The 14419-nt window shown below is 71.1% G+C and carries 15 protein-coding genes; 3 read left to right on the top strand and 12 right to left on the bottom strand.

Translation table 11 applies throughout. The features are described 5' to 3' along the window. The first annotated feature begins 9 nt into the window (after positions 1-9). On the top strand, positions 10-210 hold the full coding sequence (locus NNW99_RS31465) for a DUF1918 domain-containing protein (protein ID WP_010045242.1): 201 nt from the start codon (positions 10-12) through the stop codon (positions 208-210). Between the two features lie 57 nt (positions 211-267). Here the strand turns inward: NNW99_RS31465 and NNW99_RS31460 are convergent, their stop codons facing one another. Then, a complete protein-coding gene (locus tag NNW99_RS31460) occupies positions 268-1497 on the bottom strand; it encodes a glycoside hydrolase family 10 protein (RefSeq protein WP_215122540.1) in 1230 nt (409 codons plus the stop codon). A gap of 180 nt (positions 1498-1677) precedes the next feature. Here NNW99_RS31460 and NNW99_RS31455 point away from each other — a divergent pair, with 180 nt between their 5' ends. Continuing rightward, positions 1678-2553: a 3-hydroxybutyryl-CoA dehydrogenase gene (locus NNW99_RS31455; protein WP_215122539.1), complete on the top strand. Its 876-nt coding sequence runs from the start codon at positions 1678-1680 to the stop codon at positions 2551-2553. A gap of 22 nt (positions 2554-2575) precedes the next feature. Here NNW99_RS31455 and NNW99_RS31450 read toward each other — a convergent pair whose 3' ends face one another. Continuing rightward, positions 2576-2806 (bottom strand): hypothetical protein, encoded by a 231-nt coding sequence (locus NNW99_RS31450; RefSeq protein WP_215122538.1) that lies wholly within the window; start codon positions 2804-2806, stop codon positions 2576-2578. 218 nt (positions 2807-3024) lie between these two features. Here NNW99_RS31450 and NNW99_RS31445 point away from each other — a divergent pair, with 218 nt between their 5' ends. After that, positions 3025-3282 (top strand): hypothetical protein, encoded by a 258-nt coding sequence (locus NNW99_RS31445; protein ID WP_215122537.1) that lies wholly within the window; start codon positions 3025-3027, stop codon positions 3280-3282. Positions 3283-3293: 11 nt separating this feature from the next. Here the strand turns inward: NNW99_RS31445 and NNW99_RS31440 are convergent, their stop codons facing one another. From NNW99_RS31440 to infC, 10 genes are all read right to left on the bottom strand, one after another. Further along, positions 3294-3839, bottom strand: coding sequence for an NUDIX hydrolase (locus NNW99_RS31440; protein WP_189726532.1), 546 nt, complete (start codon positions 3837-3839; stop codon positions 3294-3296). 107 nt (positions 3840-3946) lie between these two features. Continuing rightward, on the bottom strand, positions 3947-5287 hold the full coding sequence (locus tag NNW99_RS31435) for a transcriptional regulator (RefSeq protein WP_215122536.1): 1341 nt from the start codon (positions 5285-5287) through the stop codon (positions 3947-3949). A gap of 271 nt (positions 5288-5558) precedes the next feature. Next, the gene (locus tag NNW99_RS31430; protein WP_215122535.1) at positions 5559-6494 is read right to left on the bottom strand and encodes a PP2C family protein-serine/threonine phosphatase; all 936 of its coding nucleotides are present in this window, start codon (positions 6492-6494) and stop codon (positions 5559-5561) included. 131 nt (positions 6495-6625) lie between these two features. Beyond that, positions 6626-9139 carry a phenylalanine--tRNA ligase subunit beta gene (gene pheT, locus NNW99_RS31425; RefSeq protein WP_215122534.1) on the bottom strand — a complete coding sequence of 838 codons (2514 nt, stop codon included), beginning with the start codon at positions 9137-9139 and terminating at the stop codon, positions 6626-6628. Then, complete coding sequence (gene pheS / locus NNW99_RS31420) at positions 9139-10260, bottom strand: phenylalanine--tRNA ligase subunit alpha (protein WP_215122533.1); 1122 nt, start codon at positions 10258-10260, stop codon at positions 9139-9141. The genes pheT and pheS overlap by 1 nt, the downstream gene beginning before the upstream one ends. Positions 10261-10400: 140 nt before the next feature. Then, on the bottom strand, positions 10401-11552 hold the full coding sequence (locus tag NNW99_RS31415) for an ATP-binding protein (RefSeq protein WP_215122532.1): 1152 nt from the start codon (positions 11550-11552) through the stop codon (positions 10401-10403). A 91-nt stretch (positions 11553-11643) separates the two neighbouring features. Beyond that, positions 11644-12504, bottom strand: coding sequence for an RNA methyltransferase (locus NNW99_RS31410; RefSeq protein ID WP_215122531.1), 861 nt, complete (start codon positions 12502-12504; stop codon positions 11644-11646). A gap of 91 nt (positions 12505-12595) precedes the next feature. Next, positions 12596-12979, bottom strand: a complete 384-nt coding sequence (gene rplT / locus NNW99_RS31405) for a 50S ribosomal protein L20 (protein ID WP_004002577.1) — start codon at positions 12977-12979, stop codon at positions 12596-12598. Positions 12980-13074: 95 nt separating this feature from the next. Next, positions 13075-13269 carry a 50S ribosomal protein L35 gene (gene rpmI / locus NNW99_RS31400; protein WP_003989075.1) on the bottom strand — a complete coding sequence of 65 codons (195 nt, stop codon included), beginning with the start codon at positions 13267-13269 and terminating at the stop codon, positions 13075-13077. A gap of 109 nt (positions 13270-13378) precedes the next feature. Continuing rightward, the gene (gene infC / locus NNW99_RS31395) at positions 13379-14029 is read right to left on the bottom strand and encodes a translation initiation factor IF-3 (RefSeq protein WP_215124526.1); all 651 of its coding nucleotides are present in this window, start codon (positions 14027-14029) and stop codon (positions 13379-13381) included. Between the last annotated feature and the right edge of the window lie 390 nt (positions 14030-14419).

Below are 14419 nucleotides of genomic sequence, written 5' to 3'. Positions count from 1 at the left end.
AGGCCCCAGATGCGCGCAACCGTGGGCGACCAGCTTGTCCAGCACGGCAGGGTGGTCGGTCAGCACGACAAGGTCGGCGAGATCGTCGAAGTGCTAGGCCAGGAGGGCAATCCCCCGTACCGCGTCCGGTTCGAGGACGGGCACGAGGGAGTGTGCTCACCGGGACCCGACACCGAGATCCGGCACCGGGAGACCACCACCGGGCCGTGACGCGGCCCGTGGGCGGCCCCTACTCGTAGTGGTCGCCCCTACTCGTAGTGGTCGCCCCTACTCGTAGTGGTCGGAGACCACTTTCGCCATCGCCCCGATCCGATCGGTCGCCACGTCCTTGGCGGCGAAGAAGACGTGTCCGCGCACCTGTGCGTAGTCCTCGGCCAGCGCCAGGTGCCGGGACAGCTCGGCCGGGTTCTGCCAGGCCGCGGGCTGCGCCGGGTCACCGGCCTTGTACAGCGCCTCCCCCACGTAGAGCTGCGTCGAGGTGCCGCGCGCGACCTCCGCCCACCAGGGCACCAGCTTCGCGTAGTCGGCGGCGGCGAAGCCGATGTTCCAGTAGAGCTGCGGGACGATGTAGTCGATCCAGCTCTCGCGCACCCACTTGCGGGTGTCCGCGTGCAGATCGTCGTAGGTCTGCACGCCGGCGCGGGTGTCCGAGCCGCGCTTGTCCGTGGCGGCGTTGCGCCACACGCCGAAGGGGCTGATGCCGAAGCGGGCGCTCGGCCTGACCTTCTTGATGCGGGCCGCCGTCTCCCGCACCAGCTTGTTGATGTTGTCCCGCCGCCACGCCGCCCGGCTCGGGAAGCCGCCGCCGTACTCGGCGTAGGCCGCGTCGTCGTCGAAGCGCTGGCCGGCCACCGGGTACGGGTAGAAGTAGTCGTCGAAGTGGACGCCGTCCACGGGGTACTTCCGCACCGCGTCGAGCATCGCGTCCTGCACGAAGGCCCGGACCTCGGGCAGCCCCGGGTTGTAGTAGAGCTTCCCGCCGTACGTCACCACCCAGTCCGGGTTCCGGCGCGCGGGGTGCGAGGCGGCGAGCCGGGACGGGTCGGCGTGCGTGGCGACCCGGTACGGGTTGAACCAGGCGTGCAGCTGCAGACCCCGGGCGTGGGCCTCCTCGACGGCCGTGCCCAGCGGGTCCCAGCCCGGGTCCTTGCCCTGGGTGCCGGTGAGGTACTGCGACCACGGCTCGTACGGCGAGGGCCACAGTGCGTCCGCCGTCGGCCTGACCTGGAAGAACACCGTGTTGAGCCGCCTACGGACCGCCATGTCGAGGTGCCCCCGCAGCTCGGCGCGCTGCTTCGAGGCGCTCAGCCCCGGCTTGGACGGCCAGTCGCGGTTGGCCACGGTCGCCAGCCATACGCCCCGCATGGCGGCAGCCGCCCTGTCACCTCCCTTGCCGTCCCACTCCACGTCCCCCTTGGGCGCGGCCGACGCCGGAGGCACCATCGTGAAAGCCGACAGCGCCGCCACCGCGAACGCCCTGCGTGACACTCGTCCCATCCGCATGCCCCAAAATGCCGCGGATCCGCCCGGTCGCGGATCGCTCCGGGCCCAGAATGCCCGACTCTGAGCCGACCCCCGCGATCGATCATCGATACTTGGGAGTAACGTGCTCGAACGGAGCAGGCACCCGACCACGGAGCACCTGCCCGGACGTGGATCAGCAGCGAAAGGGACGATGTGACGGACACCCCAGCGGGAGACATTGCACGCGTCGGAGTCGTGGGCTGCGGTCAGATGGGCGCGGGGATCGCCGAGGTGTGCGCCCGGGTCGGTCTGGACGTCATGGTCGCCGAGACCACCGGCGAGGCCCTGGAGATCGGCCGGACCCGGCTGTACAACTCCCTGGCCAAGGCAGCGGAGCGCGGCAAGATCACCGAGGAGGAGCGCGAGGCCACGCTGGACCGGCTGAGCTTCACCACGGACCTCGGCGAGTTCGCCGACCGCGACCTGGTGATCGAGGCCGTCGTCGAGAACGAGCACGTCAAGACCGAGATCTTCCAGGTCCTCGACCAGGTCGTGACCCGGCCGGACGCCATCCTGGCCTCCAACACCTCCTCCATCCCGCTGGTGAAGCTGGCGGTGGCGACCTCCCGGCCCGACCGGGTCATCGGCATCCACTTCTTCAACCCGGCCCCGGTGCAGAAGCTCGTCGAGCTGATCCCGGCGCTCACCACGTCCGAGGACACCATCGGCCGGGCCGAGCAGTTCACCGAGAAGCTCCTGGGCAAGCACGCGATCCGCGCCCAGGACCGCTCCGGCTTCGTGGTCAACGCGCTGCTGATCCCGTACCTGCTCTCCGCGATCCGCATGTTCGAGACGGGCATCGCGAGCCGCGAGGACATCGACAACGGCATGGAGATGGGCTGCGCCCACCCGATGGGCCCGCTGAAGCTCTCCGACCTCATCGGCCTCGACACGGTCGCGTCGGTGGCCCAGTCGATGTACGACGAGTACAAGGAGCCCCTTTACGCCGCTCCCCCGCTGCTCCAGCGCATGGTCGACGCGGGCCGCCTGGGCCGCAAGTCGGGCTCGGGCTTCTACACCTACGACTGACCGGCCGGCCGACGCCGCCACCTCAACGCCGCCGCTCCTCCGGCCACGGCCGGACCCGGCGGCGTCCCCATTCCGCGGCCTGCTCGTTGAGGCGGCGGCGCAGCCAGCCCATCCAGAGGGCGAGCGGAGTGGCCGCGAGAGCGAGCAGTAGCGCCGTGCCCCACCCCTGGCCGCCGCCGGAGAACCGGATCACCACGGCCAGCAGCGCGTAGAGCGCCAGCGCATACGCCGCGGTCTTCTGCCACTTCGTCATACGCCCCGGATACCCCCCGAGGCCGATTACGGACGGTCAGATTTCGGCCAAGTCGCGGGCCCGGCACCGGAATGGGTGCCGGGCCCGCGGTATTCACACACCGTGTGCGCGCCGGGCTCGCATATGCCCCTCGCACACTCTCCCCAGGCGCCCACCAGGCGAGTTGACTCCAGATGCGTTGCAAGGGATGTGAAACGACTACGGAAAGGAGCGGACTCGTGGCCGCCGATCCCGAGCATCCCGTCGTATCCGGAGAACTCGCAGAGTTACGGCGCCGCCTCGACGTGGCCTATGCCCGCGTCGAGGGCGGGCTGGCTCTGCTCAGCCACCGCACCGAGGAGACCGCCAAGGAGATCGACGAGCTCAACACCCGGATCCACACGCTCGAACACACGCGCTGGCCGCTGCCCGCGGTCGCCGCCCTCACCGCCGTGGGTGCCCTCGTCCTGGCGATCTGGCAGGCACTGGGACGCTGAGGCCCGCCGGCCTAGGGCAACGCGTCCTGTCCGAGCCTGAGATGGTGCAGCAGAAGTAACGCGGCCGCCATGTTGGCGGCCGGGACCTCGCCGCGGGCGACCATGTCGGGGACGAGCTTGAGGGGAACCCATTCCCGGCGGTCCGACTCGAAGTCGTCCACGGGGTGCCCGACGTACTCGCCCTCGTCGGCCCAGTACACATGGTGCCGGGCGTCGGTGAGCCCGTTGGACGGCTCCACGCTCATGAGATGGTGCAGCGGTCCCGGCCGCCAGCCGGTCTCCTCCTCCAGTTCCCTGGCGGCCGCGCGGGCGATGTCCTCGCCGTCCTCGACGACGCCCGCCGCGAGTTCCCACCCCCAGCTGTCCGTGATGAAGCGGTGCCGCCAGAGCAGCAGCACCTCGTTGGCCTCGTTCACCACCGTGGCCACCGCCACCGGCCGCAGCCGTATGAGGAAGTGGTCGAGGTGCCGGCCGTCCGGTAGTTCGACATCCGCGAGATTGACGCTGAACCAGCGATTTGAGTACACAGTTTGTTCGTTGTGTTTCGTCCACTGCACGGTTCTGCCACCTTCCGTCGAGTAAGTGGCAATATCGCAGCAGGGACGTACGGACAGCAGGCGCACAGGACGTCGCTCGGTATGACGCGGACGCCGCTGCCCCGGATCTACAACGGTACGCGCAGCGCCCCGTCGATGAGTTCGGCGGCCTCGGCCGTGCCCGCGCCACCGCTGCGCACCAGATGCTCACGCACCGCGCGCAGCCGGTCCCGGAGCCGCTGGGACTCCATGCCGCGGGCCTGCTCGGCCATCTGCACGGCGATCACCACCGCCTTGTCGGCATTGCCCTGCCGCAGTTCGATGGTGCTCAGCATCGCCAGCCGGTGCACCCGGCCGCGGTCGTGCGCCGGGTTGTCGACGGCGGCGGCGGCATGCTCCCCGGCGGCCGCGAGCTCCCCGAGACTGAGCAGCGCCTCCGCCACCTGGACATTGACGAGCCCCGGCTGGACATAGCCCGTCTCGTCGGGCTCGTACCCGCGCCGGATCCGCTCGGCGGACTGCTCGGCCCGCCGGATGCAGGACAGCGCGCTGGTGCCGTCGCCGAGATGCGCGTACGCCTTGGCCTGCATCGCGTACAGGTCGGAGGAGAGCGCCGGGGTGATCTGCTTGCCGGCGGCCCGCAGCGCGGCCTCCGCGAAGGCGACGGACTGCCGGTACTCCCGCATGAACAGCGACTGGTTGACGAGCAGGGCGATCACATACGCCCCGAGCCCCCGGTCCCCGCTGGCCTTCGCGAGGCGCAGCGCCTGGTGGAAGTAGCGCTGCGCGAGGCCGTGGGCGTCGGAGTCGTAGGCACAGATCCCGGCGACGGCCACCAAGCCGCCCGTCGCACGGTGCAGTTGACGCCCCGTCTCGTCGGTGTAGCTGCCGCGCAGCAGCGGGGCGGCCTCGGCGTTGAGGAAGCCGACGATGCGGGCCCGGGTCGCGATGCCCCCGGCCTTGCGGTACATCTGCTCGTAGTGGGTCCGGGCCGAGCGCAGCATCTCCAGGTCGCCCGCGGTGACACGGTGTCTGCCGCCGCGGGAGACGTCGACGTCCTCGGGCGGGTTCTCCCACTCCCACACCGGCATCACGGCGGGCGTACCGGTGAGCGCGGGCGCGCCCAGGATGTGCGGGCGCTGCTGCTGGTCGGAGCGCCACAAGGCGGTGGCCCGCTCGACGAACCCGGACAGCGAGCCGGTGTGCGGGGCGGCCGGCTCGCCGGGCAGGCCGAGACCGATGTCGTCGAGGGTGACGTGCCGTCCGAGCCGGGCGGCGAGCACCTCGCAGATCAGGTCGGGCACCTGGCCCCTGGGGCGCTGCCCCTTCAACCACCGGGCGACGGCGGTGTGTTCGTACCTCAGGGACAGGCCCCGTGCCCGTCCCGCCTGGTTGACGTGTGCGGCCAGCCCCGCGTGCGAGACCCCGGCTTCGTCCAGGATCGCGTCGAGCAGAGTGTTGGGCTGCATGTGGGCCCCCCGGTGGCTCGGTGCGGCCAGATTAGTGGTTCCGTCTTCACACGGGGTGTGAACGGAGTGCTCGAATCCGCGCTGTGCGCGCGCTGTCGCGCAGAGTCGCCGGCCGGTTGACTGAAATGCCTCGCAAGAGGCCGGCCGGGCCGCCGGCTCCCCCTCGTACAGTGCGGCGGCCCGCTTCCGCCGTCCGCCCGGCCGCCTGCCCGACACTCCGTGGCGGGGCGGACGGCATCGCCGGCCGGCCGGGCGAGTCATCGCCGGTGGGTCAGAGGTGCGTTGTCGGCTGCGGGTGCGTGGTGGTGGTTCGCGCAGGTCCCCGCACCCCTGGGGGCATGAACCCCTCGTTCCTCAGGACCAGCAGGGCGATGTCGTCGGCCGGGGTGCCCTGGGAGTGGTCGACCAGCGCGCTCTGGACACCGCGCAGTACCGCCTGGGGTGCGAGCGGCTCCTCCCGTGCGACGCTCGCCAGCACGAACGGCAGGGGGAAGAACCGGCCATGGGCGTCCCTCGCGTCCTGAGCACCGTCCGTGTAGAGGAACAGCGCGTCCCCGGGCGGGAGATGACCGAGAGCGACGGTCGCCGGAACGGCCGGCAGGGGAAAGACGCCGAGGGGCGGGTACGGGTCGGCGGGGGCGAGCTGTTCGACGCGGGTACCGCTCAGCCGGTACGGCCACGGGTGCCCGCAGTTCAGCGCGACCATCTCGCCGCCGGCGCGGATCTCCACCAGGAGCAGGGTCACGAACTCCTCGGCGACGCTTCCCGGATGCTCCTGGCGCAGATGGCGGTCCAGGGCGCGTTCCAGCCGGCGCAGCACCCCGCCGAGGTCCGCCTCGTCGTACGCGGCGTCGCGGAAGCAGCCGAGCACGGCGGCGACGGTCCCGAACGCGCCGATGCCGTGCCCGCGTACGTCGCCCATCACGGCCCGGACGCCGTGCTCGGTGGCGAGGACCTCGTACAGGTCACCGCCGATCGCGGCGCCATGCTCCGCCGACACCTGGGCGGCGGCGACGTCGAGCCCGCCGATACGCGGGGGCAGCGGCCGCAGCACCGCGTTCTGCGCGGCGGCCGCGACCCGGCGCAGTTGCCGCAGCTCACGCATCAGCGTCCGCCGCGCGCGAAGGATCACCCCGGTACCGACCGCGAAGAGGAGCACTGCACCGGGCAGACCGAGGCTGCGCACCCGACCCTTGAAGCGGATCATGCCGATGGCCCCCCAATTAGGCCCTGACACACAGAATCGGACCGGCCCAAGTGGGCCGGTCCGATTCTGTCGACAGGGAGCCGGAAAGGGCAGGATTACCTGCCTTTACCACCCGGATGGGTGATCCGGAGCTAGCTCCGCAACTCGGCTCCCACCTGCTCACCGGCAAGCGCCACGGCCGCGTCCCGGGCCGCCGACGCCTCGTCCACCGTCAGCGTCCGGTCGGCCGCCCGGAACCGCAGCGCGTACGCGAGGGACTTCCGCCCCTCACCCAACTGCTCGGGGTTCTCGTACACATCGAACAGCCGGATCGACTCCAGCAGCTCCCCGGCACCGGCGCGCAGGGCCTCCTCGACCTCCGCCGCCGGAACCACCGCGTCGACCACCAGGGCGACATCCTGCGTGGCCACGGGGAACGCGGAGATCCGGGGTGCCGTCAGCGCGGCGTCGCCGGCCTTCTCCACCGCGTCCAGGTCGATCTCCATCGCGCAGGTACGCGCGGGCAGTCCCAGCGCCTTGACGACGCGCGGGTGCAACTCCCCCGCGTGACCGACGACCCGCTCGGCACCGTCCACGGTGATCGCCAGCTCGGCGCACCGGCCCGGGTGCCACGGCCCGTACTGGCCCTTGCGGATGATCAGCTCGGCGCCCGCCTCGCGGGCGACGGTCCGCGCGGACTCGACGGCGTCGGCCCAGTCGGCCGGACGGCCCTTGCCCCACCAGCCGGCCTGCTCGCGGGCACCGGCGAGGACGACGGCGGCGTGCCGCGGCTGCACGGGCAGCGCGGCGTTCAGCTCGGCGATCTCCTCGTCGGTCGGCCGGCGGTCGACGGGCAGCCGGACGGCGACGGGCTGCTCCTCGCGCGGCTGGAAGACCAGGCCGGTCTCGAACAGCGCGAGGTCGTGCGAGCCCCGGCCGTCGTTGCGCCGCAGGGCACCCAGCAGCCCCGGCAGCAGCGAGGTGCGCAGCGCGGGCTCCTCGTCGCTCAGCGGGTTGCTGAGCCTCACGACACGGCGGGCCGGGTCGTCGGATTCCAGGCCGAGCCGGTCGAAGACCTGCTCGCTGATGAACGGGTAGTTCGGCGCCTCGACGTACCCGGCCCCGGCCAGGGCCCGGCCGACGCGGCGGTGCAGCCGCTGCCGGTGGGTCAGGCCACGGCCGGCCGGCGGCCTGGGCAGCGTGGAGGGCAGGTTCTCGTAGCCCTCCAGCCGGATGACCTCTTCGGCCAGGTCGTTCGGGGCGGTGAGGTCGGGCCGCCAGGACGGCACGGTGACGATCAGCTCGTCCTGGCCGTACACGTCGCAGCCGACCTGCTGGAGGCGGCGCACGACGGTCTCGCGGCCGTACACGACGCCCGCGACCTTGTCCGGGTGGTCGGCCGGGACGGTGATGGTGTGCGGCGCGGTCGGGGCTTGGACCTCGGTGACACCGGCCTCGGCGGTGCCGCCCGCGAGCAGGACCAGCAGGTCGACGGTGCGCTGCGCGGCAGCGGCCGCGGCCTGCGGGTCGACGCCCCGCTCGAAGCGCCGGGACGCCTCGGAGGACAGCCTGTGGCGGCGGGCCGTACGCGCGATGGACACCGAGTCGAAGTGCGCGGCCTCGATGACGACGTCGGCCGTGGCGTTCTCCACGTCGTCGTGGTCGGCGATCTCCGTGTTGGCGCCGCCCATGACACCCGCGAGCCCGATCGGGCCGCGGTCGTCGGTGATCACCAGGTCCTCGGCGCCCAGCGTGCGCTCGACACCGTCGAGGGTGGTGAGCTTCTCGCCCTGCTCGGCGCGGCGCACGCCGATGGTGCCCTGGACCAGACCGCGGTCGTAGGCGTGCAGCGGCTGGCCGAGCTCCATCATCACGTAGTTGGTGACGTCGACGGCGAGCGAGATCGGGCGCATGCCGACCTTCTGCAGCCGGCGCCGCAGCCAGATCGGGGACCGGGCCTCGGCGCTCAGACCGGCCACCGTGCGGGCCGTGAAGCGGTCGCAGCCGGTGGGGTCCGAGACCTGGACCGGGTAGCCGTACGCGTTCGGGCCGGGCACGTCGAGCAGGGCCGGGTCGCGCAGCGGCAGACCGTAGGCGATGGCGGCCTCGCGGGCGACGCCGCGGATGGACAGGCAGTCGCCGCGGTTGGCGGTGACGGCGATGTCCAGGACCTCGTCGACCAGCTCCAGCAGCTCGACGGCGTCCTTGCCGACCTCGGTCTCCGGCGGCAGCACGATGATGCCCTTGGTGCCGTCGTCGCCCATGCTCAGCTCGTCGCTGGAGCAGATCATGCCGCGCGACATCTTGCCGTAGGTCTTGCGCTCGGCGATCTGGAAGTCACCGGGCAGGACAGCGCCGGGCAGCGCGACGACGACCTTGTCGCCGACGGCGAAGTTGCGGGCGCCGCAGACGATCTCCTGGAGTTCGCCGGTTCCGTTGGCCTGGCCGACGTCGACGGTGCAGAAGCGGATCGGCTTCTTGAACTCCGTCAGCTCCTCGATGGTCGCCACCCGGCCCACGGCCAGGGGACCCTTGAGGTCGGCGCCGAGCTGCTCGACGGTCTCGACCTCCAGACCGGCCGAAATCAGCTTGGCCTGCACGTCACGACCGGTCTCCGTCTCCGGCAGGTCGACGTACTCCCGCAGCCAAGAAAGCGGGACCCGCATCAGATCTCCATCCCGAACGGCCGGGTGAACCGGACGTCACCCTCGACCATGTCTCGCATGTCTTCGACGTTGTGGCGGAACATCAGCATCCGTTCGATGCCGAACCCGAAGGCGAAGCCGCTGTACTTCTCCGGGTCGACACCGCAGGCCCGCAGCACGCGCGGGTTGACCATGCCGCAGCCGCCCAGCTCGATCCAGCCCTCGGACGAGCAGGTGCGGCAGGACCGGTCGGGGTTGCCGACGGAGGCGCCGCGGCACACGTAGCAGACCATGTCCATCTCGGCGGACGGCTCGGTGAAGGGGAAGAAGTTCGGCCGCAGCCGGGTCTTCATGCCCTCGCCGAACAGCGACTGGACCATGTGGTCCAGGGTGCCCTTGAGGTCGGCCATGGTGAGGCCCTCGTCGATCGCGAGCAGTTCGACCTGGCGGAAGACGGGCGTGTGCGTGGCGTCCAGCTCGTCGGTGCGGTAGACGACACCGGGACAGATCACATAGACCGGCAGCTCGCGGTCGAGCAGGGAGCGGATCTGTACGGGCGAGGTGTGGGTGCGCAGCACGACACCGGACTCGGTGCCGCCCTTGGCGCCCTTGACGAAGAAGGTGTCCTGCTCGCCGCGGGCCGGGTGGTCCGGGCCGATGTTCAGGGCGTCGAAGTTGAACCACTCGGCCTCGACCTCGGGGCCCTCGGCGACCTCGTAGCCCATGGCCACGAAGATGTCCTCGATGCGCTCCGACAGCGTGGTGAGCGGGTGCCGGGCGCCGGCCGGTACCCGGTCGTGGGGCAGCGTGACGTCCACGGCCTCCTCGACGAGCACGCGGGTGTCCCGCTCGGCCTCGAGTTCGGCCTGGCGGGCGGCGAGGCCCTTGTTCACGGCGCCGCGTGCCTGGCCGACGCGCTTGCCGGCCTCCGCCTTGGCGTGCGGGGGCAGGGCGCCGATCTCGCGGTTGGCGAGGGCCAGCGGGGAGGTGCCGCCGGTGTGGGCGACCTTGGCCTCCTGGAGTGCGTCGAGGGAGTCCGCGGCGGCGAAGGCGGCGAGCGCCTCGTCCCGCATGCGCTCGATCTCTTCCGGTTTCAGTGTCTCGACCTCGACCGGGTCGTACGACTTATTGGGTGCCGACATCTCTTCCCGTGCTTCCGATTGGCTAACTGAAGGTCCCCGTCACCGACTCCGAGACTCCGCGATGGGCCGTGTGCAGGACACATGGGTGCCAATGGCCGAGTCTAACGGGGTGGAGGTATACGAATGCGCCCGCGGGCGGCTCAGGCGAGATAGGCCGGAGCGCTCACGGGCAACGTAAATCGGAACTCGGCGCCGGCGCCGGGCGCGCGGCCGACCGTGATGGTGCCGCCGTGGGCCTCGACGATGCCCTTGACGATGTAGAGCCCGAGGCCGGTGCCACCGCGCTTGCTGCCCCGCCAGAAGCGGGTGAAGACGCGGTTCATGGACTCCTCCGGGATGCCGGGCCCCTCGTCGCTCACCGTGACCGACGTGGCTGCGTTCTCGGCGAACTCTCCCTCGCGGAGGGACGCCGTGGCCGTGACGTCGATCGTGACAGTTCCCTCGCCGTGCCGCACGGCATTTTCCAGGAGGTTGCTGAGCACCTGGTCGATCTTGTCGGGGTCGGCCCACAGATCGGGCAGCGGCTGCTGGAGGCGCAGCAGGAACCGGTCGGCCGCCTGCCCGGCGGCGACGTAGGCCTGGATGTGCCGTCCGACGGCCGCGCCGATGTCGACGGGCTGGCGGCGCACCTCCAGCCGGCCGGAGTCGATCCGCGAGATGTCGAGCAGCTCGGCGATGAGCCGGGTGACCCGGTCGGCGTCGGCGTCGACGGTCTCCAGCATCAGCCGCTTCTGGTCGTCGGTGAAGCGTTCCCACTTGGCGAGCAGGGTGGCGGTGAAGCCCTTGACCGAGGTGAGCGGGGAGCGCAGTTCGTGGGCGACGGTGGCGATCAGCTCGGCGTGGCTGCGCTCGGTGCGGCGGCGGGCCTCGGTGTCGCGCAGGGTGACGATGAGACGCCGGACGGGCCCGGTGGGGCGGCTGCGGACGTAGCGCGCGGAGACCAGCACCTCACGCCCGCCGGGGAGCAGGAGGTTGCGCTCGGGCTGTCCGACCCGGATGGCGAGGCCGCCGTAGGGGTCGGTGAGCTGCCACCAGCGGCGGCCTTCCAGGTCCTCTAACGGCAGGGCTTTCTCGAGCCGCTGCCCGAGGGCGTCCCGGGCGGTGACGGCGGTGATGCGCTGGGCGGCGGCGTTGAAGCAGATGACGCGGCCCTGCTCGTCGGCGACGACGAGTCCGTCGGGGAGCTGGTCGGGGTCTATGCCGAGGCCGGCGAGATCACCGGGCGGCCCGAACGCGGCGGGCGGGTTCCCGGCGTCCTGGGCTCCCGGTGCGCTGCTCGTGCCGACGCTCATCCCCGTTCCCCACCTCTCAGGTTCCATGGGGGTCCCCCCTGCTCGAGCGCAGCCGACAGCTTGGGGGAGGGTCCCTGAGCTGGTCACCCTACTAGTTCCCGGTGACGGAACGGCACCCTCCGGCGGCGCGCTGTGCACGCGCGGACGCATAGAGACATACGGCCGCGGCGGTGGCGAGGTTCAGGCTCTCGGCCTTCCCGTGGATCGGGACCCGCACGACGGCGTCGGTGAGGGCGCGGGTCTCCTCGGGGAGGCCCCAGGCCTCGTTCCCGAAGACCCAGGCGGTCGGCTCGCCCATGGTGCCCTTGTCGAGCTCCTCGTCGAGGTCGCGGTCGCCCGCCCCGTCGGCGGCGAGGACCCGGACTCCGGCGGCCCGCAGCCTGTCGACGGCCTGCTCCACGGGGACGCCGACGGCGACGGGCAGATGGAACAGGGAACCGACGGAGGCGCGGACGGCCTTGGGGTTGTACACGTCGACGGAGGCGTCGGTCAGGACGACCGCCTCGGCGCCGGCGGCGTCCGCGCAGCGCAGTACGGTTCCGGCGTTGCCGGGGTCGCGGACGTTCGCGAGGAGGGCGACGAGCCGGGGCCGCGCCTGGAGGACCTCCTCGAAGGGCGTGTCCAGGAACCGGCAGACGCCGACGAGTCCCTGCGGGGTGACGGTGGTGGAGATGTCGGCGATGACCTGCTCGGAGGCGAGGTGCACGCGGGCGCCGGCGTCCCGGACCGCCCCCACGATGTCGGCGTACCGCTCGGCGGCCTCCACCGTCGCGAAGAGCTCCGTGAGCGTGGCCGTGTCCCCGGACCGGTGCCCGGCCGCCTCGCGCACGGCCTGCGGCCCCTCGGCGAGGAACAGCCGCTCCTTCCCCCGGAAGTTCCGCTTGGCCAGCCGCCGCGCGGCCAGCACGCGGGGTGAGCGGGGGGAGATGAGCTCGGGCGTGGCGGGGGACATCCTGTTCACTTTCTGCTCGCTGCACAGCAGGACCCGCAGGCCGTTCGGCCTGCGGGTCCTTGAATCACGTCGGCTTGCGGCCGGCGCGGCGTCACGCAGCCTTGGGCGCGTTGACGTCGCTCGGCAGCGCCTTCTGGGCGACCTCGACGAGCGCGGCGAACGCACCGGCGTCGTTGACGGCCAGCTCGGCCAGGATCTTGCGGTCGACCTCGACGTTCGCGGCCTTCAGACCCTGGATGAAGCGGTTGTACGTGATGCCGTTGGCGCGGGCAGCGGCGTTGATGCGCTGGATCCACAGCTGACGGAAGTCGCCCTTGCGCTTCTTGCGGTCGTTGTAGTTGTAGACCAGCGAGTGGGTGACCTGCTCCTTGGCCTTGCGGTACAGGCGCGAACGCTGACCGCGGTAGCCGGAGGCCTGCTCGAGGATCGCCCGGCGCTTCTTGTGGGCGTTCACTGCCCGCTTGACGCGTGCCACTTTTTAACTCCTTGTAGCGGGGCCGTGGTGGTCGTCACACGGCCCGAAATCGATTGGGTCCCGGTCCTGACGTACGGCGCTCGCGCGCCGATGCGTCACTTGCCGAGAAGCTTCTTGATCTTCTTGGCGTCGCCCGGGGCCATCTCGGCGTTGCCGGTGAGGCGGCGCGTCACACGGGACGACTTGTGCTCGAGCAGGTGGCGCTTGCCGGCACGCTCACGGAGCACCTTGCCGGAGCCGGTGACCTTGAAGCGCTTGCTGGACCCGCTGTGCGACTTGTTCTTCGGCATAGCGCCGTACTCTCCTCGTCGGTGGCGCTCCGGTGCCCGGTCGTGAAACCGGGCACGGTGGAGCGTCGTCTTGTTTCGATTGCTTCCTCGGGACTCGCGTCCCCAGGGGTCACGCCTCGGCGGGCTCCTCGGCCGGCGCCTCGACGTCCGCGTCGGCTTCCGCGGCGTTCTGCGAGCGGCCGGGGTTGGCCTTCGCTTCCGCCTTGCGGGCCTCCTGCGCCTGGCGAGCCTCGGCCATCGCCTCGGTCTTCTTCTTGTGCGGACCGAGGACCATGATCATGTTTCGGCCGTCCTGCTTCGGGTTCGACTCGACGAAACCGAGGTCCTGGACGTCCTCCGCGAGACGCTGCAGCAGTCGGTAGCCCAGCTCAGGCCGGGACTGCTCGCGACCACGGAACATGATCGTGATCTTGACCTTGTCGCCCTGCTTGAGGAACCGGACGACGTGACCCTTCTTGGTGTCATAGTCGTGCGGGTCGATCTTCGGCCGGAGCTTCATCTCCTTGATGACCGTGTGCGCCTGGTTCTTGCGCGCCTCACGGGCCTTCATGGCCGACTCGTACTTGAACTTCCCGTAGTCCATGAGCTTGCACACGGGCGGACGGGCATTCGCCGCGACCTCGACCAGGTCCAGGTCGTACTCCTGCGCAAGCTCCAGTGCCTTGGCCAGGGGGACGATGCCCACCTGCTCGCCACTGGGACCGACAAGTCGCACCTCGGGAACGCGAATCCGGTCGTTGATGCGGGGCTCGGCGCTGATGGATCCTCCTCGGTAGCACCACGCGACGGTCTGGCGGACGGCCGCGTAACGTCTCTATTCGATAGACCTAACCGCGCCGAAGCAGAAAAAATGCCCCGGACGATCCCAGGCGGGGCTCCTCGAACTACCGGAGCACCGCCGCGGTGACCGCGGGGCGCGCTTTCGGACGGATCGCCGCCGCTGGGACGGGATCGTCTGACCGGTGACCCGCCGCCCTGGGGGCGATCAGGTGGGAGTTCGAAAGCCTCCACTTGTGGGTCGGGCTCGCGGGCCGTGAGGCATACGGGTCCGACCGGTCGTTACACGAGGTTACCAGCAATGGCCAGGAACGGCTAATTGGTGCGCCGTGGGGCCTGGTGCGGCAGGGGGCCGCCCTGCGCCTATCGTGTG

Source organism: Streptomyces sp. CRCS-T-1, assembly GCF_024442335.1.
Taxonomy (GTDB): domain Bacteria; phylum Actinomycetota; class Actinomycetes; order Streptomycetales; family Streptomycetaceae; genus Streptomyces; species Streptomyces koelreuteriae.
Note: the sequence above shows the minus strand (reverse complement) of the source record. Positions and strands in the feature narration are given on the sequence as shown.